A 21,520-nucleotide genomic window follows, 5' to 3' on the forward strand; every position below is an offset into this window, starting at 1 on the left:
GGTCAGCTGAACGCGCATCGAACTTTGGGAATCCCTCGCACGACCTGATTGGCAAGGGAAAGAAAGGAAATCCGTGACAGATACGGACCTCTTCACGGCTGACAACGCCAACGGCGCGGGGGATTTGCCCAACGCCGTGACTACTGAAAGCCCGGCTGCTGCCTCTGCGCCCGGATCAGACACCGCGCGGCGCGCTTCGAGCGCCCGGCCCGCGTCGCTGTCGACCATGGTGCTGCCTGAGTTGCGAGCGCTGGCCAAGGAAATCGGTGTTGAAGGCGCGTCCGGTTTGCGTAAGAGCGAGCTGATCGCAGCTATCCGCGCCCACCGCGGCGAATCCAACGGAGCCGCCGCCGAGCCCAAGCAGGCCGCTGCGGAGCCCAAGCAGGCCGCCGCCGAGCCCAAGCAGGCCGCCGCCGATGTCCAGCCGGACGCCGGTGCCGAGGCTGCCGAGCCGCCCGCGGCCCGTCGCCGTGAGCGTCGGGGTTCCTCGCGCCAGGCCGGTTCTCCGGTTGCCGAAGCAGGCACCGAGGCCAAGGTTGAGGCGAAGGCCGATTCGTCGGCCGAGGCCGACACCAAGGGCGCTGAGCCTGCCGCTGAGCCGCAGGAAAAGCCTGCCAAGCAGGACAAGCGTGACCGCCAGGAGCGGCGCGACAAGCGTGAGCAGTCCGATGCTGACAAGGCCGAGAACAAGGCCGAGAACAAGCAGGACGACAAGCGCGACCAGAAGCAGGATCGGGACCAGAAGCAGGGCCCCGACCAGAGGCAGGACCGCGACCGGGGCCAGAAGCAGGACCGCGGTCAGGCTCGCGACCAGTCCGATCAGCAGGACAACCAGCAGAACCGGGGCGGAAACGCATCCTCCAACGACGATGACGATGGCGATGGCGACGGCCGCCAGGGCCGCCGCGGCCGTCGGTTCCGTGACCGTGACCGTCGCCGCCGTGGCGACCGCGGCACCGAGGGCGGCGGTAACGAGACCGAGCTGCGCGAGGACGACGTCGTCCAGCCGGTCGCCGGCATCCTCGACGTCCTGGACAACTACGCATTCGTTCGCACCTCGGGCTACCTGGCCGGGCCGAATGACGTCTACGTCTCGATGAACATGGTCCGCAAGAACGGTCTGCGCCGTGGTGACGCGGTCACCGGTGCGGTCCGCGTGGCCCGTGAGGGCGAGAGCACTGGCGGCGGTCAGAACCCGCGGCAGAAGTTCAACCCACTGGTGCGTCTGGACAGCGTCAACGGCGGTCCGGTCGAGGCGGCCAAGAACCGTCCCGATTTCACCAAGCTGACCCCGCTGTACCCGAACCAGCGGCTGCGCCTGGAGACCACGCCCGAGCGGCTGACCACCCGTGTGATCGACCTGATCATGCCGATCGGTAAGGGGCAGCGTGCCCTGATCGTGTCGCCGCCCAAGGCCGGTAAGACCACGATCATGCAGGACATCGCCAACGCGATCACCCAGAACAACCCGGAATGCCACCTCATGGTGGTGCTCGTCGACGAGCGCCCTGAAGAGGTCACCGACATGCAGCGTTCGGTGAAGGGTGAGGTCATCGCCTCGACCTTCGACCGTCCGCCGTCAGATCACACGCAGGCCGCCGAGCTGGCGATCGAGCGGGCCAAGCGCCTGGTCGAGCAGGGCAAGGACGTCGTCGTGCTGCTGGACTCGATCACCCGTCTGGGTCGCGCGTACAACAACGCGTCCCCGGCCTCGGGCCGCATCCTGTCCGGTGGTGTGGATTCCACCGCCCTGTACCCGCCGAAGCGGTTCCTCGGCGCGGCCCGCAATATCGAATTCGGTGGCTCGCTGACGATCATCGCCACCGCGATGGTCGAGACCGGCTCGACCGGTGACACCGTGATCTTCGAGGAGTTCAAGGGCACCGGCAACGCCGAGCTCAAGCTCGACCGCAAGATCGCCGAGCGCCGCGTGTTCCCGGCGGTCGACGTCAACCCGTCGGGTACCCGCAAGGACGAGCTGCTGCTGTCCAAGGAGGAGTTCGCGATCGTGCACAAGCTGCGCCGCGTGCTCTCGGGTCTCGACAGCCACCAGGCCATCGATCTGCTGATGAGCCAGCTGCGCAAGACCAAGACCAACTACGAGTTCCTGGTGCAGGTCTCCAAGACCGCTCCGGGCTCGATGGACGCCGACTAACCTCGGCAACGTGAAAGGCCCCCGTTCGCGGGGGCCTTTTGCGTACCGTCAGGAAGTTGTGTCCGGGCGCAACCCGGGCATCAAATAGCGCTGAACCTGGGCGAGGACCGCGTCTCCGTCGCTCGGATCCAGTGTGCTCCCCGGCACCGTTGCCAGCGAGATCAATACTCGCGCAACCCATTCCGATGCTTCTGGGAGGTCGATGTCGGCGCGGACCTCGCCACGGTCACGTGCGGCCGCCAGGTAGGGAGACCAGAATTCGGCGAGGTCGGGGATCATGCCCTGCACGCCGGCGCCCGCACAGGCCGCGAATTCCTCGGGTTCATCGGTCCTGAGTTTCATCAACACCGTGCCCGGATCGTCATAGGCTCGCAGGCCATTGCCGACACCCCAGGCGATCTGGCGGTCCAGCCCCTCGATCTGCTCAAGCCTGGCCTGGGCTTCCGACCAGAACGTGTCGTTGAGTCGCACGATCACAGCGCCCAGCAGCGTCACCTTGTCCGGGAAATGGCGATAGAGCCATCCGCGGGACACTCCTGCCGCCTCGGCGACCTCGGAGACGGTGGTCGCGCGAATGCCCTTGGTCCGCAGGCATTCTTCGGCAGCGTCGATCAGTCGATCTCGCACGCTGCGGGGTGCCGTGGTGCTGGTCACCTGTGGCGTCTCCTGAACTTCGGGGGCAGTTTCGGGGCAGTAGGTACATGATTCTGCCAAGGGTGCTTCGTGTTGCGCCACATCCATGGTAGACAGTTTTCCTAATCTGTTCACTATTTACCGAGCTTGGGGATCATTCCGATGGCCGAAACGCTGCAACAATTGCTCCGCGAACGGGAAGGCAGCGACACGGTCGCCATCAAGTACGGCGACCGGACGTGGACCTGGCGTGAGCACATCGACGAGGCGAAGGCCCAGGCTGCGACCCTGATCGGGGTGGCCGACCCGCAGCGTCCGCTGCATGTCGGCACCCTGTTGGGCAATACGCCCGACATGCTGACCGCACTGGCGGCCGCAGCACTTGGCGGCTACGTGCTGTGCGGCATCAACAACACCCGTCGGGGCGAGGCACTGGCCCGCGACATCGCCCGTGTCGAATGTCAGGTCGTCCTGGTCGACGAACACCATCGCGGGCTGCTCGACGGCCTCGACCTGCCAGGCGTCACCGTCATCGACGTATCGGATACGACCTGGCCGGCGCGGCAACTCACCCCGCACCGCGAGGTCGGCCCCGACGACACCTTCATGATGATCTTCACCTCGGGCACCAGCGGCGAGCCCAAGGCCGTCGAGGTGGCCCATTCCATCGTTCTGTTCTCCGCGGCGGCGCTGGTGCAGCGCTACGGCCTGACCGAGGCGGACACCTGCTACCTGGCCATGCCGCTGTTCCACTCGAACGGGGTGTACGCCGGATGGGGTGTCGCGCTCAGCTCGGGAGCGGCCATGGCGCCGGCGCAGTTCTCCGCATCGGGTTTCCTCCCGGACGTCCGCCGTTACGGCGCGACGTACATGAACTACGTCGGCAAGCCACTGGCCTACATCCTGGCTACCGCCGAGCAACCCGACGACCACGACAACACCCTGCGGGTGGCGTTCGGCAATGAGGCCGCCGACCGCGACATCGACGAATTCAGCCGCCGGTTCGGGTGCAGCGTGTGGGACGGATTCGGCTCGACGGAACTGGCGATCATCATCACCCGTTCCGAGGGCACCCCCGCCGGCAGTGTCGGCCAGGGGTTTCCGGGCGTGGCGATCTACGGCCAGGAGACCCTTGAAGAATGTCCGCCCGCACAATTCGATGACACCGGGGCCCTGGTCAACGCCGAGGCCGCCACCGGCGAGCTGGTGAACACCAACGGCAGTGGGATGTTCCGCGGCTATCACAACGACCAGGGTGCGACCGATGAACGGCTGCGCCACGGCATGTACTGGTCGGGCGATCTGGCCTACCGCGATGCCGACGGCTGGATCTACCTGGCCGGGCGCACCGCGGACTGGATGCGGGTGGATGGCGAGAACATCACCGCAGCCCCGATCGAACGCATCCTGTTGCGGCAGCCGGTGGTCAGTCGGGTGGCGGTCTATCCGGTGCCCGACGAGTTCGTCGGTGACCAGGTGATGGCCGCCGTCGTGCTGCGCGACGGTCAGGAGTTGACGCCCGAGCAGTTCAGCGCGTTCCTGGCGCAGCAGCAGGATCTGTCACCGAAATCCTGGCCGCGCTACGTGTGGCTGGCCGATGACCTGCCCAGCACGGCGACGAACAAGATTCTCAAGCGTGAACTCGTCGCTCTGGGGGCCGATCCGGCCGGCCGGGTGTTGTGGAGGCGTGACGGCACGGTCTACAACCAAATTTGACCGGGCTGTCGTCGTTCGACCGGGCGCCGAGCCGGTAACGGTGGGGAATAGGTGCCGGTCATCCGACGTTTAGGCGGTTGGCGGTTGACCTGGCATAATGAACCGCCGACCCTCGGTCCCGGTTCACGTCCATCTGAATTGCGGGCGACCCGGGCCAACGAATGAAGAGGAACCATGAAAACAGGCATTCATCCTGAGTATGTCGAGACCACCGTGCACTGTGGTTGCGGCAATACCTTCAGCACCCGGAGCACCAAGCAGAGCGGCCAGATCGTGGTCGAGGTCTGCTCGCAGTGCCACCCGTTCTACACCGGTAAGCAGAAGATCCTCGACAGCGGCGGCCGCGTGGCCCGCTTCGAGAAGCGGTACGGCAAGCGCAAGCCCGCCGGTGATCAGGCTGCCGCAGCCGACAAGTAGCTACGTCAACGGCGCCCGATCTGTCGCATTTGCGTCAGATCCGGGCGCTGTTCTCGTTTCTGGACAGAGTTGGAGGAGGAGGCTGACGTGACGGATACCGCACCCGCTATCGAGGCGATGCTCGCCGAGCACGCAGACCTTGAGCGCCAGCTCGCCGACCCCAATCTGCATGCCGATGCCGGCGCTGCCCGCAAGGTGGGCCGGCGGTTCGCCCAGTTGTCGCCGGTCGTGGGCACCTACCGCAAGCTCGAAGCGGCCCGCGGCGACCTGGAGGCGGCTCGTGAGCTCGCCGCCGACGATGCCAGCTTCGCCGACGAGGTCGACGAGCTGACCGCCCAGGTCGCCGAACTCGACGCGCAGCTGACCGACCAGCTGGCTCCCCGGGACCCTCACGATGCCGATGACATCGTGCTGGAGGTCAAGTCCGGGGAAGGTGGCGAGGAGTCGGCACTGTTCGCCGCCGACCTGGCCCGCATGTACATCCGCTATGCCGAGCGCCACGGCTGGACGGTCACGGTGCTCGACGAGACCTGGTCGGACCTGGGCGGCTACAAGGACGCCACCATCACCATCGCCAGCAAGGGCGATTCCGCGGATGGCGTGTGGTCGCGGATGAAGTTCGAGGGTGGTGTCCACCGCGTCCAGCGGGTGCCCGTCACCGAATCGCAGGGTCGCGTGCACACGTCGGCGGCCGGGGTGCTCGTATACCCCGAACCAGAGGACGTCGAGCAGGTACAGATCGACGAGTCCGACCTGCGCATCGACGTCTACCGCAGTTCAGGGAAGGGCGGCCAAGGAGTTAATACCACCGACTCCGCGGTCCGCATCACGCATCTGCCCACCAACATCGTCGTGACCTGCCAAAACGAGCGCTCGCAGCTGCAGAACAAGGCCCGGGCCATGGTGGTGCTCGCCGCCCGCCTGCAGGCGCTGGCCGAGGAGCAGGCGTCAGCCGACGCATCGGCGGACCGGGCCAGCCAGATCCGCACGGTCGACCGCAGCGAACGGATCCGCACCTACAACTTCCCCGAGAACCGGATCGCGGACCACCGCATCAACTTCAAGGCGCACAACCTCGACCAGGTGCTCGACGGAGACATGGACGCGCTACTCGACGCGCTGGCTGCCGCTGACCGGCAGGCCCGGCTTCAGCAGGAGGCATCGGCCGGCCCCCCAGCCAGGTCATGACCCTCGTGCGGCGAGCGATCGAGGCCGCAACGGCACGGTTGGCCGCCGCCGGCGTCGCCTCTCCGCGCATCGACGCCGAGCTGCTGGCCGCGTATGTGGCGGGCGTCGATCGTGGTCGGCTGATGTTTCTCGACGACGTCGATGAACAGTTCGAAAAGGCCTACGACGAGCTCGTCGGCGCCCGGTCCCGCCGGATTCCCCTGCAACATCTGACCGGCACCGCGCCGTTCGGCCCCCTGACGCTCACAGTCGGTCCCGGTGTGTTCATCCCGCGCCCGGAGACTGAGTCGCTGCTCGAATGGGCTTTGAAATCAGGTCCAGGACAACATCCTCCGCATCAACCGCTGATCGTCGACCTGTGCACAGGCTCAGGTGCGTTGGCGTTGGCACTGGCTGCGAGGTGGCCCGATGCGCGCGTACTGGCCGTCGAGAACTCGCCGGCGGCACTCGAATATGCACGACGCAACGCCGCGGGGATGCGCGTCGAGGTTCTGGCCGCCGATGTCACCACGCCCGGCCTGCTGCCCGAACTCGACGACCGGGTGGACCTACTGGTGTCCAACCCGCCCTACATCCCCGAGGCTGCGGTCCTGGAACCTGAAGTGGCCGAACATGATCCCGCTCAGGCGCTGTTCGGCGGCCCCGACGGCATGTCGGTGATCCGGCCGATCGTCACGCTCGCCGCCCGGTGGTTGCGCGATGGTGCGTCCTGCGCCGTCGAGCACGACGACACCACCTCCGAGCTGTCCGCGGAGGCATTCACCGGCGACGGGCACTTCACCGACGTCGCCGCGCACCGCGACCTGGCCGGACGACCCCGCTTTGTGACGGCGACCCGGATTGGGAGAAGCTGAGATGATGCGCGCACCGACCGGGGAGCCGACATGACCATCTTTGATTGCGCCGATGCCGATCAGCGTGCGACCGGCATCGCCTCGGCGATCAGCGCGGTGAAAGGCGGCCGGCTGGTGGTGATGCCGACCGACACCGTCTACGGGATCGGTGCGGACGCCTTCGATCGCGACGCGGTCGGCAGTCTGCTCGCCGCCAAAGGCCGTGGCCGCAACATGCCGGTCGGTGTGTTCGTCGGCTCGTGGAACACCATCGACGGTCTGGTCTACTCGGTGCCCCCGGCCGCCCGCGAATTGATCCGGGCATTCTGGCCGGGTGCCCTGAGCCTGATCGTCACGCAGGCACCGTCACTGCAGTGGGACCTCGGGGACGCCAACGGCAACGTCATGCTCCGGATGCCGATGCACCCGGTGGCCATCGAACTGCTGCGGGAAGCCGGCCCGATGGCCCAGTCCAGTGCCAACGTCTCGGGCCAGCCGGCCGCGGTGACGGCAGCCGCGGCCTACGAACAACTCGGCGACAACGTCGAGGTCTATCTCGACGGCGGGCCGGCCGAACAACAGGCCGCCTCCACCATCGTCGATCTCACCGGCGTCCAGCCACGCATCCTGCGGACCGGCCCGATCAGCGCGGGGGACATCGCCAGGGTCGTCGGCGTGGAAACGTCCACGCTCACAACAACACCTACGGAGTGATCTCAGCTTGCTGCAGTACGGTTCATCGGTGATGTCGGCCGGTGACGCAGTGATTCCCGCGGTCAATACCGGGCTCCTCGCTCTGTCGGACCAAGGTGCCGGCGTTCCGCTGCGTGAGCTGGCGCTGGTCGGACTGACCGCCGCCATCATCACGTATTTCGCCACCGGTTGGGTGCGCGTGCTCGCCATTCGGCTCGGCGCTGTCGCCTATCCGCGTGAACGTGATGTGCATGTGCAACCCACCCCGCGCATGGGTGGGCTGGCGATGTACATCGGGGTGCTCGCCGCGGTGCTGCTGGCCTCGCAACTACCGGCACTCACGCGCGGTTTCGTCTATTCCACCGGCATGCCGGCAGTCGTGGTAGCGGGCGGGCTGATCATGGCCATCGGACTGATCGATGACCGCTGGGGTCTGGATGCCCTGACGAAGTTCGCCGGACAGATCACTGCGGCGAGCGTGCTGGTCACGATGGGTGTGGCCTGGAGCGTGCTCTACATCCCATTCGGGGGCGTGGGCACCATCGTGCTCGACCAGGTGTCCTCGATCCTGCTGACACTTGCGCTGACGGTGTCGATCGTCAACGCGATGAACTTCGTCGACGGGCTCGATGGCCTGGCCGCCGGCCTCGGACTCATCACGGCGCTGGCCATCTGCGTGTTCTCGGTCGGGCTACTGCGTGATCACGGTGGTGACGTCCTGTTCTATCCGCCCGCGGTGATCTCGGTGGTGCTGGCCGGTGCCTGTCTGGGCTTTCTCCCGCACAACTTCCACCGGGCCAAGATCTTCATGGGCGACTCCGGGTCGATGCTCATCGGCCTGATGCTGGGTGCGGCGTCGACCACGGCCGCCGGGCCGATCTCGCAGAACGCCTATGGCGCCCGCGACGTCTTCGCACTGATGTCGCCGTTCCTCTTGGTGATCGCCGTGATGCTGGTGCCCGCCCTGGATACGTTGCTGGCGATCGTGCGGCGCACCCGGGCCGGCCGGAGCCCGCTCAGTCCCGACAAGATGCATCTGCACCATCGGTTGCTGCAGATCGGGCACTCACACCGCCGCGCCGTGTTGCTGATCTACCTGTGGGTGGGCATCATCGCCTTCGGTGCGGCGGCGACGATCTTCTTCGATCCGCGCTACACCGGAGCGGTTGTCGTGGCAGCGATTCTGGTGGCGATCGTGGTGACACTGATACCGCTGTTGCAACGGGGGAACGAAGGCCCCGTAGACGAGCACGAAGCGAAGTACGACGAAAAGTAGTAGGCCTCGTTTAGGGGTGCCTACCATGTGTTAGTCTGCTGCCAGAACCCGAAAAACCTCGCGGGTTGCCGGCCCGGCCCAATCGGTTCGACGAACCGTCAGGTGCCGATCAACGACCGACAAAGGGAGCTACCCCGTGGGTGAATCGAGCCCGCCCGCCGCCCTCCGATATTCTCGTCGGGCACGCACAGGGTCTTGCCAGGGGGCAGCAACCGTTGGCATCTCCGAGGGTGCAGCTTTTCGTGACAGCGGGATTGGGGTGAATCAGTGACGACGCCAGCGCAGGACGCGCCGTTGGTGTTCCCATCGGTGGCCTTCCGGCCGCTGCGTCTGCTGATCGTTTGCGTAGTACTGACCGCGCTGGCCGTCGTGGCCGCCGGATTCGCCGGGCATATTTTCTTCGGCGCCTTCTTCGGTGTGGGCCTCCTGCTCGGCTTGGTCAACGCCTTGCTGGTGCGCCGGGCCGTCGAAGCGATCACGGCCGAAGATCACCCGCTCAAGAAGAAGATGGCCGTGAACTCCGCGACGCGGCTGCTGATCATCACCGCGATCGCACTTGCCATCGCATTTTTCTTCAAGAAGCACGACGGCATCGCGGTGCTGTTCGGGCTGGCTATTTTCCAGGCCCTGCTGGTGATGAGCACCAGCATCCCCGTGTTGCGGAAGATCCGCTCGAACGGCCTGGATGTCTTGGATACGGAATCGAAGGGTTGAGCTGACCTAAATGACTCAGACGACGACCATGCTCGCCGCCGAAGAGGGTGGCGCCGCCATCCACGTCGGCCACCACACGATGGTGTTCGAGCTGTTCGGGATGACGTTCAATGGTGACACCATCCTGGCCACCGCGGTCACCGCGGTGATCGTGATCGCCTTGGCGTTCGTCCTGCGGGCCAAGGTCACCTCGACCGGCGTGCCGGGCGGTGTGCAGCTGTTCTGGGAGGCCTTGACCATCCAGATGCGTCAGCAGATCGAGGGCTCGATCGGTATGAAGGTCGCCCCCTTCGTGCTGCCGCTGGCGGTGACGATCTTCGTCTTCATCCTGGTCTCCAACTGGCTGGCGGTACTGCCGCTGCAGTACGGGGGAGCCGATGGCGCCGCGGCCGAGTGGTACAAGCCGCCGGCCTCCGACATCAACTTCGTGCTGGCACTCGCCTTGTTCGTGTTCCTCGCCTACCACGCCGCCGGTATCTGGCGTCGCGGCATCATCGGGCACCCGATCAAGGTGATCAAGGGCCACGTCGCGTTCCTCGCGCCGATCAACATCGTCGAAGAGATCGCCAAGCCGATCTCGCTGGCCCTCCGTCTTTTCGGCAATATCTTCGCCGGCGGCATCCTGGTTGCGCTGATCGCGATGTTCCCCTGGTACATCCAGTGGGCGCCCAACGCGATCTGGAAGACCTTCGACCTGTTCGTCGGCCTGATTCAGGCATTCATCTTCTCGCTGTTGACGATCCTGTACTTCAGCCAGTCGATGGAGCTGGACCACGACGAAGAACACGCGCACTGACCCGCATTACTGATCTGAACAACTGCACAACACGAACCTCTGGCGGCACAGCCACCAGTTATCAAGGAGGATAAAAGGAATGGAACTCGACCCCAACGCCCTCATCACGGCCGGCGCGCTGATCGGTGGCGGTTTGATCATGGGCGGCGGCGCCATCGGCGCCGGTATCGGTGACGGTATCGCGGGTAACGCGCTGATCTCGGGCATCGCCCGGCAGCCCGAGGCCCAGGGCCGGCTCTTCACCCCGTTCTTCATCACCGTCGGTCTGGTGGAGGCCGCGTACTTCATCAACCTGGCCTTCATGGCGCTGTTCGTTTTCGCCACCCCGGGCCTGCAGTAGTCCATCAGCATGGGTGAACTGAGCGCAACGATCCTGGCTGCAAGCCAGGCAGCGGAAGAAGGCGGTGGGGGCCAGAGCAACTTCCTGGTCCCCAACGGCACCTTCTTCGCCGTGCTGATCATATTTCTGATCACGCTCGGTGTGATCGCGAAATGGGTTGTGCCACCGGTCGGCAAGGTGTTGGCAGAGCGCGAAGCGATGCTGGCCAAGACCGCTGCCGACAATCGGAAGTCAGCCGAGCAGGTGGCTGCGGCACAAGCCGATTACGACGAGGCGATGGCCGGGGCACGGACCCAGGCGTCGGCGATCCGTGACGAGGCCCGCGCAGCGGGCCGCGAAGTGGTCGATGCCAAGCGTGCCGAGGCCAGCACCGAAGTGGCCGAAACCGTGCGCCGGGCCGATGAGCAGCTTGCTGCCCAGAGTGCCGGTGTGCGATCGGGTCTGGAGTCGTCGGTGGACGGACTCTCGCAGACCCTGGCCAACCGAATCTTGGGCATCGACGTGAAATCAGGTGGGACGCAGTAGATGTCGATATTTATCGGGCAGCTGATCGGCTTTGCCGTCATCGCATTCATCATCATCAAGTGGGTTGTGCCGCCGGTGCGGACCCTGATGCAGAAGCAGCAGGAAGCCGTGCGGGTCGCGCTCGCCGAGAGCGCCGAAGCGGCCAAGAAGCTCGCTGATGCCGATGAGATGCATGCCAAGGCACTCGCCGACGCGAAGGCCGAATCGACCAAGGTGACCGTAGAGGCCGCGCAGGACTCTGAGCGGATCTCGGAGCAGCTGGCCGAGCAGGCCGGCACCGAGGCCGAGCGGATCAAGTCGCAGGGCGCCCAGCAGGTTCAGCTGATGCGCCAGCAGCTCATCCGTCAGCTGCGGTCCGGTCTCGGATCTGAGTCGGTGGCCAAAGCCGACGCGCTGGTCCGGGCACATGTCGCCGACCCGGCCGCGCAGGCGGCCACCGTCGACCGGTTCTTGGCCGAGCTGGACCAGATGGCCCCGTCGGCAGTGGTGATCGATACCGCCGCGACGGCCAAGCTGCGTGCGGCCAGCCGTGAGTCGCTGGCGGTAGTCGCGGGCAAGTTCGACTCGGTCGCAAGCGGTCTGGATGCTGACGGGCTGACCACGCTCGCCGACGACCTGGCCTCGGTGGCCAGGCTGCTGCTGTCGGAGTCGGGACTGGCCAGGCATCTGGCCGAGCCGACCGACGAGGCTGCCCCCAAGGTGCGTCTGCTGGACACCCTGCTGTCCGGCAAAGTCGGCGCCACCGCTCTGGACGTGTTGCGGACCGCCGTCTCGCAGCGCTGGTCGACCGAGTCGAATCTGGTCGATGCCATCGAACACACCGCACGTCTGGCGCTGCTGAAGCGCGCGGAGATCAACGGTGAGGTCGACGAGGTGGAGGACCAGCTGTTCCGGTTCGGCCGCCTGCTCGACGCCGAGCCCAAGCTCTCGGCCCTGCTCAGCGACTACACCACCCCGGTCGACGGCCGAGTTGCGCTGCTGAACAAGGTGCTCGGCGGCGCCGCGAGCGGGACGGCAGCAGCGCTGCTGACCCAGACCGTGGGACTGCTGCGCGGTGAGCGTGCCGACGAGGCCGTCATCGACCTCGCCGAACTCGCAGTCGCCCGCCGAGGTGAAGTGGTCGCTCACGTGACTGCCGCGGCCGACCTGACCGATGCCCAGCGGACCCGGCTGTCGGAGGTGCTCACCCGCATCTACGGACACCCGGTGTCAGTGCAGCTGCATGTCGACCCGGAACTGCTCGGTGGTCTGTCGATCACCGTCGGTGACGAAGTGATCGACGGCTCGATCTCGTCCCGACTGGCCGCAGCGGCGACCCAGTTGCCGGACTGACCAGACCCCACGAACCACCCCAAGAACAAGGTAGGAAGACGAAAACCATGGCAGAGTTGACAATCTCGGCTGCTGATATCGAAGGTGCCATCGAGGACTACGTATCCTCGTTTTCCGCCGACACCGAGCGCGAAGAGATCGGCACCGTCATCGACGCCGGTGACGGCATCGCCCACGTCGAGGGCCTGCCCTCGGTCATGACCCAGGAGCTCCTCGAGTTCCCGGGCGGTGTGCTGGGTGTGGCGCTCAACCTCGACGAGCACAGCGTCGGCGCCGTCATCCTGGGTGAGTTCGAGAAGATCGAAGAGGGCCAGCAGGTCAAGCGCACCGGCGAGGTGCTCTCGGTCCCGGTTGGTGACGCCTTCCTCGGTCGCGTCGTCAACCCGCTCGGTCAGCCGATCGACGGCCAGGGCGACATCGAGTCCGAGACCCGGCGCGCACTCGAGCTGCAGGCCCCTTCGGTGGTGCAGCGCCAGGGCGTCTCCGAGCCGCTGCAGACCGGTATCAAGGCCATCGACGCCATGACCCCGATCGGCCGTGGCCAGCGTCAGCTGATCATCGGTGACCGCAAGACCGGCAAGACCGCGGTCTGCGTCGACACCATCCTCAACCAGCGTGAGGCCTGGGAGACCGGCGACCCCAAGCAGCAGGTGCGCTGCGTGTACGTCGCCATCGGCCAGAAGGGCACCACCATCGCCAGCGTGAAGCGGGCGCTGGAAGAGGGTGGCGCGATGGAGTACACCACCATCGTCGCGGCCCCCGCCTCCGACCCGGCCGGCTTCAAGTGGCTGGCGCCGTACACCGGTTCGGCCATCGGCCAGCACTGGATGTACGACGGCAAGCACGTGCTGATCGTGTTCGACGATCTCTCCAAGCAGGCCGACGCCTACCGCGCCATCTCGCTGCTGCTGCGCCGCCCGCCGGGCCGCGAGGCATTCCCCGGCGACGTCTTCTACCTGCACTCCCGTCTGCTGGAGCGTTGCGCCAAGCTGTCCGACGAACTCGGCGGTGGTTCGATGACGGGTCTGCCGATCATCGAGACCAAGGCCAACGACATCTCGGCGTTCATCCCGACCAACGTCATCTCGATCACCGACGGCCAGTGCTTCCTGGAGTCCGACCTGTTCAACCAGGGTGTGCGACCGGCCGTCAACGTCGGTGTGTCGGTGTCCCGTGTCGGTGGCGCCGCGCAGATCAAGGCCATGAAAGAGGTTGCGGGTTCACTGCGTCTGGATCTGTCGCAGTACCGCGAGCTGGAGGCCTTCGCGGCCTTCGCCTCGGATCTGGATGCGGCCTCCAAGGCTCAGCTGGACCGCGGTGTCCGCCTGGTCGAGCTGCTCAAGCAGGCGCAGTACAGCCCGCTGGCGGTCGAGGACCAGGTCGTGTCGATCTTCCTCGGTACCCAGGGCCACCTGGATTCGGTTCCGGCCGAAGACGTGACCCGCTTCGTCGACGAGCTGCTGGAGCATGTCAAGGCCAGCCACTCCGACATCCTCAAGCGCATCAAGGAGACCAAGAAGCTCTCCGAGGAGAACGAGGCCAACCTGGTCTCGGTCATCAACGAGTTCAAGAAGGGCTTCGCCGCCACCGACGGCAGCTCCGTGGTCGTGAAGGAGGCCGGCGCCGAGGCACTGGATCCCGAGGACCTGGAGAAGGAATCGGTCAAGGTCCGCAAGCCGGCTCCCAAGAAGGCCTAGGTAACCAATGGCAGCCACACTTCGCGAGCTACGCGGGCGTATCAAATCCGCTTCGTCGATCAAGAAGATCACGAAGGCACAGGAGCTGATCGCCACGTCGCGGATCGCCAAGGCGCAGGCCCGGGTCGATGCGGCCCGGCCCTACTCCACCGAGATCACCAACATGCTGACCGAGCTTGCCGGTGCCAGCGCGCTGGATCACCCGCTGCTCGTTCAGCGGGAGGACCCCAAGCGGGCCGGTGTGCTCGTGGTGTCCTCGGACCGCGGTCTCTGCGGCGGTTACAACGCCAACGTGCTGCGTCGGGCCGAAGAACTGTTCGCGCTGCTGCGGGAACAGGGCAAGGACCCGGTGCTCTATGTCGTCGGTCGGAAAGCCTTGGGCTACTACAGCTTCCGGCAGCGGACGGTGACCGAATCGTGGACCGGCTTCTCGGAGCGGCCCACTTACGAGCACGCCAAGGAGATCGCCGACACCCTGGTGACGACGTTCATGTCCGGCGCCGACGACGACGGCGATGATGCGGGCGCCGACGGCATTCTGGGTGTCGACGAACTTCACATCGTCTCTACCGAATTCCGGTCGATGCTCTCGCAGACCGCGGTCGCACATCAGATCGCACCGTTGGTCGTCGAGTACGTCGGTGAGTCGGAAACCGGTCCGCACACGCTGTATTCGTTCGAGCCGAATGCCGAGGACCTGTTCGACGCGCTGCTGCCGCGCTACATCGCCACGCGCGTGTACGCAGCACTGCTGGAGGCAGCGGCCTCGGAGTCGGCTTCGCGCCGGCGCGCCATGAAGTCGGCCACCGACAACGCCGACGATCTGATCAAGGCACTGACGCTCGCGGCCAACCGCGAACGTCAGGCGCAGATCACCCAGGAAATCAGCGAGATCGTGGGCGGCGCGAACGCGCTGGCCGACGCGCGCTAGCCGGATAAAGACGAAAGCCTCGTAGGAAAGCGAAGAGAGAATGACTGCTACTGCAGAAAAGACCGCGGGCCGCGTAGTCCGCATCACCGGCCCGGTGGTGGATATCGAGTTCCCGCGCGGTGCCGTGCCTGAGCTGTTCAACGCGCTGCACGCCGACATCACTTATGGCGCGCTCGCCAAGACGCTGACGCTTGAGGTTGCCCAGCACCTCGGCGACAGCCTGGTGCGCTGCATCTCCATGCAGCCCACCGACGGCCTGGTGCGTGGCACCGACGTCCGCGACACCGGCGCCTCGATCTCGGTGCCGGTCGGCGACGGCGTCAAGGGCCACGTGTTCAACGCCCTCGGCGACTGCCTCGACGAGCCCGGCTACGGCAAGGAATTCGACCACTGGTCGATCCACCGCAAGCCGCCGGCATTCGCCGACCTCGAGCCCCGCACCGAGATGCTGGAGACCGGCCTGAAGGTCGTCGACCTGCTCACCCCGTACGTGCGTGGCGGCAAGATCGCCCTGTTCGGTGGTGCCGGCGTGGGTAAGACCGTGCTGATCCAGGAAATGATCAACCGCATCGCCCGCAACTTCGGTGGCACCTCGGTGTTCGCCGGCGTGGGGGAGCGCACCCGTGAGGGCAACGACCTCTGGGTCGAGCTCGCGGACGCCAACGTTCTCAAGGACACCGCGTTGGTGTTCGGCCAGATGGACGAGCCGCCAGGCACGCGTATGCGCGTCGCCCTGTCGGCCCTGACCATGGCCGAGTACTTCCGCGACGAGCAGAACCAGGACGTGCTGCTCTTCATCGACAACATCTTCCGGTTCACCCAGGCCGGTTCCGAGGTGTCGACCCTGCTGGGTCGTATGCCCTCGGCCGTGGGTTACCAGCCGACGCTGGCCGACGAGATGGGTGAGCTGCAGGAGCGCATCACCTCGACCCGTGGTCGCTCCATCACCTCGATGCAGGCCGTGTACGTGCCCGCCGACGACTACACCGACCCGGCGCCGGCCACCACGTTCGCCCACCTGGATGCCACCACCGAGCTTTCGCGTGCGGTGTTCTCCAAGGGCATCTTCCCCGCTGTGGACCCGCTGGCTTCGTCCTCGACGATCCTGCACCCCAGCGTCGTCGGCGACGAGCACTACCGCGTCGCCCAGGAAGTCATCCGGATCCTGCAGCGCTACAAGGATCTTCAGGACATCATCGCCATCCTCGGCATCGACGAGCTGTCGGAAGAGGACAAGGTGCTGGTGTACCGCGCCCGCAAGATCGAGCGCTTCCTGAGCCAGAACATGATGGCGGCCGAGCAGTTCACCGGTCAGCCCGGTTCGACCGTGCCGCTCAAGGAGACCATCGAGGCCTTCGACAAGCTGGCCAAGGGCGAGTTCGATCACCTGCCCGAGCAGGCGTTCTTCCTCATCGGTGGTCTGGACGACCTGGCGAAGAAGGCCGAAAGCCTCGGCGCCAAGCTGTGATGTGCGCTCTAGCCCGAGAGGTGGTGTGACATGGCTGATTTGAACGTCGAGATCGTTGCCGTCGAGCGCGAGCTCTGGTCCGGTACCGCTACGTTCGTCTTCACCCGGACCACCGCTGGTGAAATCGGCATCCTGCCGCGGCACATTCCGTTGGTGGCGCAGCTCGTCGACGACGCGATGGTGCGGGTCGAGCGCGACGGCGAGGACGATCTGCGGATCGCCGTCGACGGCGGTTTCCTGTCGGTGACCGAGGAGACGGTCCGGATCCTGGTGGAGAACGCTCAGTTCGAATCCGAGATCGACGCGGACTCCGCCAAGCGGGACGCGGAGTCTGACGACGAGCAGACAGCGGCCTGGGGTCGGGCGCGCCTGCGTGCACTCGGCCAGATCGACTGACGACAGAGACGACAGATGAGCGCGCCCATGATTTCCATGGTCGCGCTCGTCTGCGTTCTGCTACTGGTAGTCGCTGCCCTGAGTTACCGACTGTGGAAGTTGCGTCAGGTTGGCGGAACTGCGGCGATCCTGCGCGACTTTCCCGCCGAGGGCGGTAGCGGTTGGCGCCACGGGGTGATGCGCTATCGCGGAGGGGAAGCCGGTTTCTACCGGCTGTCCAGCATGCGGTGGTGGCCTGACCGGCGATTGAGCCGCCGGGGGCTGGAAGTGGTGTCGCGCCGCGCCCCCCGTGGCGACGAGTTCGACATCATGACCGATGCAACGGTCATCCTCGAACTACGTGACAGCAGTCCCGAACGCCGGCAAGGGTATGAGATCGCCCTGGACCGGGGCGCCCTGACGGCGTTCACGTCCTGGCTCGAGTCACGGCCTTCCCCGCGAGCTCGCCGTCGTAACTACTGACCCGTTCCGGGTTTCCAGAGGACGTCCCCATCCGGGTTCGCGACCCGCGACAGGATGAACAACAGATCTGACAGCCGGTTGAGGTACTTCGCCGGCAGCACACTGACCGAATCCCCGTGTTGGTCCACTGCGGTCCACGCTGACCGTTCGGCTCGGCGAGTCACTGTTCGGGCCACATGTAGCAGTGCGGACAGGGAAGTGCCGCCGGGCAGGATGAACGAATTCAGCGCCGGAAGCCCCTCGTTGAACTCGTCGCACCACGTCTCCAGCCGATCGATGTAGGCCTGGGAGATGCGCAGCGGCGGATGCTCGGGGTTTTCCACGACCGGGGTGGACAGGTCGGCACCGGCGTCGAACAGGTCGTTCTGAATCTGGCGCAATACCTTCAGGATTTGCTGATCAGGTTCTCCCAGCGCGACTGCGACACCGATGGCTGCGTTGGCTTCGTCACAGTCGGCGTAGGCCGCCAACCTCGAATCATTCTTGGAAACCCGGCTGAAGTCACTCAGCCCGGTCGTGCCGTCGTCGCCGGTGCGGGTGTAGATACGTGTGAGATGAACCGCCATAGCTGAACGGTACCGGGCGGGAAGAGAAGCCCGCCGGGCTCACCGGATCTGTCCGAGCAGGCGGAAACTCGACGCCAGGCTGTCTACACTGACCGGCGTGAGCGAGCGTTTCTTGGTGACCGGAGGAAACCGGTTGTCAGGCGAAGTTGCTGTCGGTGGGGCCAAGAACAGTGTGCTGAAACTGATGGCGGCCGCACTGCTGGCCGAGGGCACCAGCACCATCACCAACTGCCCCGACATTCTTGATGTGCCGCTGATGGCCGAGGTGCTGCGGGGCTTGGGCGCGACCGTGGAGCTTGACGGTGACACCGTCCGGATCACGTCGCCCGACGAACCCAAGTACGACGCCGATTTCGCGGCGGTCCGCCAGTTCCGTGCGTCGGTGTGCGTGCTGGGACCACTCGTCGGTCGCTGCAAGAAAGCCAAGGTCGCGCTTCCCGGGGGTGATGCGATCGGGTCGCGGCCGCTGGATATGCACCAGGCCGGGTTACGCCAGCTGGGGGCGACCTGCAATATCGAGCACGGCTGTGTGGTGGCCGAGGCCGATCATCTGCGGGGTGCCGAGATTCAGCTGGAGTTCCCGTCGGTGGGAGCGACCGAGAACATCCTGATGGCCGCGGTACTGGCTGAAGGTGTCACCACGATCCACAATGCTGCGCGCGAACCAGACATCGTCGACATCTGCGCGATGCTCAACCAGATGGGCGCCAAGGTCAGCGGTGCGGGGACATCGACGCTGACGATCACCGGAGTCGACCGGCTCTATCCCACACAACACCGGGTGATCGGTGACCGGATCGTGGCAGCCACGTGGGGGATAGCCGCGGCGATGACGCGCGGAGACATCTCGGTGACGGGCGTGGACCCGCAACACCTGCAGTTGGTGCTGCACAAGTTGCACGACGCCGGCGCGACAGTGACCCAGAACGACAACGGTTTCCGGGTGGTCCAGTACGAGCGACCCAAAGCGGTGAACGTGGCGACGCTGCCGTTCCCCGGATTTCCGACGGATCTGCAGCCGATGGCGATCGGGCTCGCGGCGGTGGCCGACGGCACCTCGATGATCACCGAGAACGTGTTCGAGGCCCGGTTCCGTTTCGTCGAGGAGATGATCCGGCTCGGAGCTGATGCACGGACCGACGGTCACCACGCGGTGGTGCGGGGGATCCCGCAGCTTTCGAGTGCCCCGGTGTGGTCCTCGGACATCCGGGCGGGCGCCGGCCTGGTGCTCGCCGGCCTGGTCGCAGACGGCGAGACCGAGGTTCACGATGTGTTCCACATCGATCGCGGCTACCCGTTGTTCGTGGAAAACCTGTTGAGCCTCGGCGCCGAGATCGAGCGAGTAGGCTCGTAGGCACACGTTCGAGCCTGGCTTTCAGACCTCGAACCTGCACTGACCGGCTGATTTGACCTTGCAGGCTAGCTCGGGCTAATCTTTTGGAGTCGCCGCGGAGCGGGTGAAACACCCCGGACCAGAGCGGTTTGACAAGTCAGCAGAGATTGTACTAAGCTGGCGAGGTTGCCTCAGACCGGATGAAACAAGCCAAAATGAAGCAATTTGACTTACCGGCAAGGTTCAAATTAAGCTGGTGAGGTTGCCCCAAAACAGGGTGACAAAGAAGAAAAGTCTGTTGTTTGAGAACTCAATAGTGTGTTTGGTGGTTTTTGTTTGTTGTTTTTGGCCACGCTCTTTTTCCCGTTTAGGGTGTGGTTTTGTTGTTTTTTTGATGCCAGTTTGTTGGTGTCTTTTGTTTGTGATCGGATTTTTCTGATTGAATTCTGCCTGGTTTTTGGACTGGGAAGTTTTTGTTTGGAGAGTTTGATTCTGGCTCAGGACGAACGCTGGCGGCGTGCTTAACACATGCAAGTCGAACGGAAAGGCCCTTCGGGGTACTCGAGTGGCGAACGGGTGAGTAACACGTGGGTGATCTGCCCTGCACTTTGGGATAAGCCTGGGAAACTGGGTCTAATACCGAATATGACCGCGCACTTCCTGGTGTGTGGTGGAAAGCTTTTGCGGTGTGGGATGGGCCCGCGGCCTATCAGCTTGTTGGTGGGGTAATGGCCTACCAAGGCGACGACGGGTAGCCGGCCTGAGAGGGTGACCGGCCACACTGGGACTGAGATACGGCCCAGACTCCTACGGGAGGCAGCAGTGGGGAATATTGCACAATGGGCGCAAGCCTGATGCAGCGACGCCGCGTGAGGGATGACGGCCTTCGGGTTGTAAACCTCTTTCAATAGGGACGAAGCGCAAGTGACGGTACCTATAGAAGAAGGACCGGCCAACTACGTGCCAGCAGCCGCGGTAATACGTAGGGTCCGAGCGTTGTCCGGAATTACTGGGCGTAAAGAGCTCGTAGGTGGTTTGTCGCGTTGTTCGTGAAAACTCACAGCTTAACTGTGGGCGTGCGGGCGATACGGGCAGACTAGAGTACTGCAGGGGAGACTGGAATTCCTGGTGTAGCGGTGGAATGCGCAGATATCAGGAGGAACACCGGTGGCGAAGGCGGGTCTCTGGGCAGTAACTGACGCTGAGGAGCGAAAGCGTGGGGAGCGAACAGGATTAGATACCCTGGTAGTCCACGCCGTAAACGGTGGGTACTAGGTGTGGGTTTCCTTCCTTGGGATCCGTGCCGTAGCTAACGCATTAAGTACCCCGCCTGGGGAGTACGGCCGCAAGGCTAAAACTCAAAGAAATTGACGGGGGCCCGCACAAGCGGCGGAGCATGTGGATTAATTCGATGCAACGCGAAGAACCTTACCTGGGTTTGACATGCACAGGACGCCGGCAGAGATGTCGGTTCCCTTGTGGCCTGTGTGCAGGTGGTGCATGGCTGTCGTCAGCTCGTGTCGTGAGATGTTGGGTTAAGTCCCGCAACGAGCGCAACCCTTGTCTCATGTTGCCAGCACGTAATGGTGGGGACTCGTGAGAGACTGCCGGGGTCAACTCGGAGGAAGGTGGGGATGACGTCAAGTCATCATGCCCCTTATGTCCAGGGCTTCACACATGCTACAATGGCCGGTACAAAGGGCTGCGATGCCGTGAGGTGGAGCGAATCCTTTCAAAGCCGGTCTCAGTTCGGATCGGGGTCTGCAACTCGACCCCGTGAAGTCGGAGTCGCTAGTAATCGCAGATCAGCAACGCTGCGGTGAATACGTTCCCGGGCCTTGTACACACCGCCCGTCACGTCATGAAAGTCGGTAACACCCGAAGCCGGTGGCCTAACCCCTTGTGGGAGGGAGCCGTCGAAGGTGGGATCGGCGATTGGGACGAAGTCGTAACAAGGTAGCCGTACCGGAAGGTGCGGCTGGATCACCTCCTTTCTAAGGAGCACCATTTTGATTCCCCCGCCCCCACGACTGTGGGATCAGTGCGGTT

General features: G+C 64.9%; 20 protein-coding genes and 1 rRNA gene. 19 read left to right on the forward strand and 2 right to left on the reverse strand.

The features are described 5' to 3' along the window. The first annotated feature begins 73 nt into the window (after window positions 1-73). On the forward strand, window positions 74-2,155 hold the full coding sequence (gene rho / locus JOF57_RS03825; protein WP_209913790.1) for a transcription termination factor Rho: 2,082 nt from the start codon (window positions 74-76) through the stop codon (window positions 2,153-2,155). Window positions 2,156-2,203: 48 nt separating this feature from the next. Here the strand turns inward: rho and JOF57_RS03830 are convergent, their stop codons facing one another. Next, window positions 2,204-2,809 carry a TetR/AcrR family transcriptional regulator gene (locus JOF57_RS03830; protein ID WP_307869953.1) on the reverse strand — a complete coding sequence of 202 codons (606 nt, stop codon included), beginning with the start codon at window positions 2,807-2,809 and terminating at the stop codon, window positions 2,204-2,206. 141 nt (window positions 2,810-2,950) lie between these two features. Here JOF57_RS03830 and fadD1 point away from each other — a divergent pair, with 141 nt between their 5' ends. The 16 genes from fadD1 (at window position 2,951) to JOF57_RS03910 (ending at window position 17,572) form a co-directional block, all read left to right on the forward strand. Next, entirely contained in the window at window positions 2,951-4,504 is a 1,554-nt protein-coding gene (gene fadD1 / locus JOF57_RS03835) for a fatty-acid--CoA ligase FadD1 (protein WP_209913793.1), read from the forward strand. A gap of 174 nt (window positions 4,505-4,678) precedes the next feature. Further along, window positions 4,679-4,921 carry a 50S ribosomal protein L31 gene (rpmE, locus tag JOF57_RS03840; RefSeq protein WP_029108203.1) on the forward strand — a complete coding sequence of 81 codons (243 nt, stop codon included), beginning with the start codon at window positions 4,679-4,681 and terminating at the stop codon, window positions 4,919-4,921. 87 nt (window positions 4,922-5,008) lie between these two features. Next, window positions 5,009-6,109, forward strand: coding sequence for a peptide chain release factor 1 (gene prfA, locus JOF57_RS03845; protein WP_209913795.1), 1,101 nt, complete (start codon window positions 5,009-5,011; stop codon window positions 6,107-6,109). Beyond that, a complete protein-coding gene (gene prmC / locus JOF57_RS03850; protein ID WP_209913797.1) occupies window positions 6,106-6,963 on the forward strand; it encodes a peptide chain release factor N(5)-glutamine methyltransferase in 858 nt (285 codons plus the stop codon). The genes prfA and prmC overlap by 4 nt, the downstream gene beginning before the upstream one ends. A gap of 30 nt (window positions 6,964-6,993) precedes the next feature. Further along, the gene (locus tag JOF57_RS03855) at window positions 6,994-7,656 is read left to right on the forward strand and encodes an L-threonylcarbamoyladenylate synthase (protein ID WP_209913798.1); all 663 of its coding nucleotides are present in this window, start codon (window positions 6,994-6,996) and stop codon (window positions 7,654-7,656) included. 7 nt (window positions 7,657-7,663) lie between these two features. Then, entirely contained in the window at window positions 7,664-8,911 is a 1,248-nt protein-coding gene (locus JOF57_RS03860) for a glycosyltransferase family 4 protein (protein WP_407666531.1), read from the forward strand. 267 nt (window positions 8,912-9,178) lie between these two features. After that, the gene (locus tag JOF57_RS03865; protein ID WP_209913800.1) at window positions 9,179-9,625 is read left to right on the forward strand and encodes an ATP synthase subunit I; all 447 of its coding nucleotides are present in this window, start codon (window positions 9,179-9,181) and stop codon (window positions 9,623-9,625) included. A gap of 10 nt (window positions 9,626-9,635) precedes the next feature. After that, complete coding sequence (atpB, locus tag JOF57_RS03870) at window positions 9,636-10,421, forward strand: F0F1 ATP synthase subunit A (protein ID WP_209913802.1); 786 nt, start codon at window positions 9,636-9,638, stop codon at window positions 10,419-10,421. A gap of 79 nt (window positions 10,422-10,500) precedes the next feature. Continuing rightward, window positions 10,501-10,761, forward strand: coding sequence for a F0F1 ATP synthase subunit C (locus JOF57_RS03875; protein ID WP_003888102.1), 261 nt, complete (start codon window positions 10,501-10,503; stop codon window positions 10,759-10,761). Window positions 10,762-10,770: 9 nt separating this feature from the next. After that, complete coding sequence (locus tag JOF57_RS03880) at window positions 10,771-11,286, forward strand: F0F1 ATP synthase subunit B (RefSeq protein ID WP_209913803.1); 516 nt, start codon at window positions 10,771-10,773, stop codon at window positions 11,284-11,286. Next, entirely contained in the window at window positions 11,287-12,618 is a 1,332-nt protein-coding gene (locus JOF57_RS03885) for a F0F1 ATP synthase subunit B/delta (protein ID WP_209913805.1), read from the forward strand. It abuts the gene before it with no gap. A 47-nt stretch (window positions 12,619-12,665) separates the two neighbouring features. Beyond that, window positions 12,666-14,315, forward strand: coding sequence for a F0F1 ATP synthase subunit alpha (atpA, locus tag JOF57_RS03890; protein WP_209913808.1), 1,650 nt, complete (start codon window positions 12,666-12,668; stop codon window positions 14,313-14,315). A gap of 7 nt (window positions 14,316-14,322) precedes the next feature. Further along, the gene (locus tag JOF57_RS03895) at window positions 14,323-15,246 is read left to right on the forward strand and encodes a F0F1 ATP synthase subunit gamma (RefSeq protein ID WP_209913811.1); all 924 of its coding nucleotides are present in this window, start codon (window positions 14,323-14,325) and stop codon (window positions 15,244-15,246) included. A 40-nt stretch (window positions 15,247-15,286) separates the two neighbouring features. Then, window positions 15,287-16,714, forward strand: coding sequence for a F0F1 ATP synthase subunit beta (atpD, locus tag JOF57_RS03900; protein WP_209913813.1), 1,428 nt, complete (start codon window positions 15,287-15,289; stop codon window positions 16,712-16,714). 30 nt (window positions 16,715-16,744) lie between these two features. Next, entirely contained in the window at window positions 16,745-17,110 is a 366-nt protein-coding gene (locus tag JOF57_RS03905) for a F0F1 ATP synthase subunit epsilon (protein ID WP_209913815.1), read from the forward strand. A gap of 15 nt (window positions 17,111-17,125) precedes the next feature. Then, window positions 17,126-17,572, forward strand: coding sequence for a DUF2550 domain-containing protein (locus tag JOF57_RS03910; RefSeq protein ID WP_209913817.1), 447 nt, complete (start codon window positions 17,126-17,128; stop codon window positions 17,570-17,572). On the opposite strand, the gene JOF57_RS03915 is transcribed toward JOF57_RS03910, so the two are convergent. Continuing rightward, window positions 17,566-18,138 (reverse strand): cob(I)yrinic acid a,c-diamide adenosyltransferase, encoded by a 573-nt coding sequence (locus JOF57_RS03915; protein WP_209913819.1) that lies wholly within the window; start codon window positions 18,136-18,138, stop codon window positions 17,566-17,568. The genes JOF57_RS03910 and JOF57_RS03915 overlap by 7 nt on opposite strands. A gap of 97 nt (window positions 18,139-18,235) precedes the next feature. On the opposite strand from JOF57_RS03915, the gene murA reads away from it, so the two are divergent. Beyond that, window positions 18,236-19,492, forward strand: a complete 1,257-nt coding sequence (gene murA, locus JOF57_RS03920; RefSeq protein WP_209913821.1) for a UDP-N-acetylglucosamine 1-carboxyvinyltransferase — start codon at window positions 18,236-18,238, stop codon at window positions 19,490-19,492. A 453-nt stretch (window positions 19,493-19,945) separates the two neighbouring features. Beyond that, a 16S ribosomal RNA gene (locus tag JOF57_RS03925) occupies window positions 19,946-21,465 on the forward strand. Window positions 21,466-21,520: the final 55 nt, after the last annotated feature.

Origin of the sequence: Mycolicibacterium lutetiense, from assembly GCF_017876775.1 — a bacterium.
In the GTDB taxonomy this organism is placed as follows: domain Bacteria; phylum Actinomycetota; class Actinomycetes; order Mycobacteriales; family Mycobacteriaceae; genus Mycobacterium; species Mycobacterium lutetiense.

What these genes read in the sequence shown, in the direction of transcription:
- JOF57_RS03915 (WP_209913819.1), bottom strand. Translation starts at nt 18,138, where the DNA reads ATGGCGGTTCATCTCACACGTATCTACACCCGCACCGGCGACGACGGC.
- JOF57_RS03910 (WP_209913817.1), top strand. Translation starts at nt 17,126, where the DNA reads ATGAGCGCGCCCATGATTTCCATGGTCGCGCTCGTCTGCGTTCTGCTA.
- JOF57_RS03905 (WP_209913815.1), top strand. Translation starts at nt 16,745, where the DNA reads ATGGCTGATTTGAACGTCGAGATCGTTGCCGTCGAGCGCGAGCTCTGG.
- fadD1 (WP_209913793.1), top strand. Translation starts at nt 2,951, where the DNA reads ATGGCCGAAACGCTGCAACAATTGCTCCGCGAACGGGAAGGCAGCGAC.
- atpA (WP_209913808.1), top strand. Translation starts at nt 12,666, where the DNA reads ATGGCAGAGTTGACAATCTCGGCTGCTGATATCGAAGGTGCCATCGAG.
- JOF57_RS03875 (WP_003888102.1), top strand. Translation starts at nt 10,501, where the DNA reads ATGGAACTCGACCCCAACGCCCTCATCACGGCCGGCGCGCTGATCGGT.
- atpD (WP_209913813.1), top strand. Translation starts at nt 15,287, where the DNA reads ATGACTGCTACTGCAGAAAAGACCGCGGGCCGCGTAGTCCGCATCACC.
- JOF57_RS03880 (WP_209913803.1), top strand. Translation starts at nt 10,771, where the DNA reads ATGGGTGAACTGAGCGCAACGATCCTGGCTGCAAGCCAGGCAGCGGAA.
- JOF57_RS03895 (WP_209913811.1), top strand. Translation starts at nt 14,323, where the DNA reads ATGGCAGCCACACTTCGCGAGCTACGCGGGCGTATCAAATCCGCTTCG.
- atpB (WP_209913802.1), top strand. Translation starts at nt 9,636, where the DNA reads ATGACTCAGACGACGACCATGCTCGCCGCCGAAGAGGGTGGCGCCGCC.
- JOF57_RS03855 (WP_209913798.1), top strand. Translation starts at nt 6,994, where the DNA reads ATGACCATCTTTGATTGCGCCGATGCCGATCAGCGTGCGACCGGCATC.
- rpmE (WP_029108203.1), top strand. Translation starts at nt 4,679, where the DNA reads ATGAAAACAGGCATTCATCCTGAGTATGTCGAGACCACCGTGCACTGT.
- prmC (WP_209913797.1), top strand. Translation starts at nt 6,106, where the DNA reads ATGACCCTCGTGCGGCGAGCGATCGAGGCCGCAACGGCACGGTTGGCC.
- JOF57_RS03885 (WP_209913805.1), top strand. Translation starts at nt 11,287, where the DNA reads ATGTCGATATTTATCGGGCAGCTGATCGGCTTTGCCGTCATCGCATTC.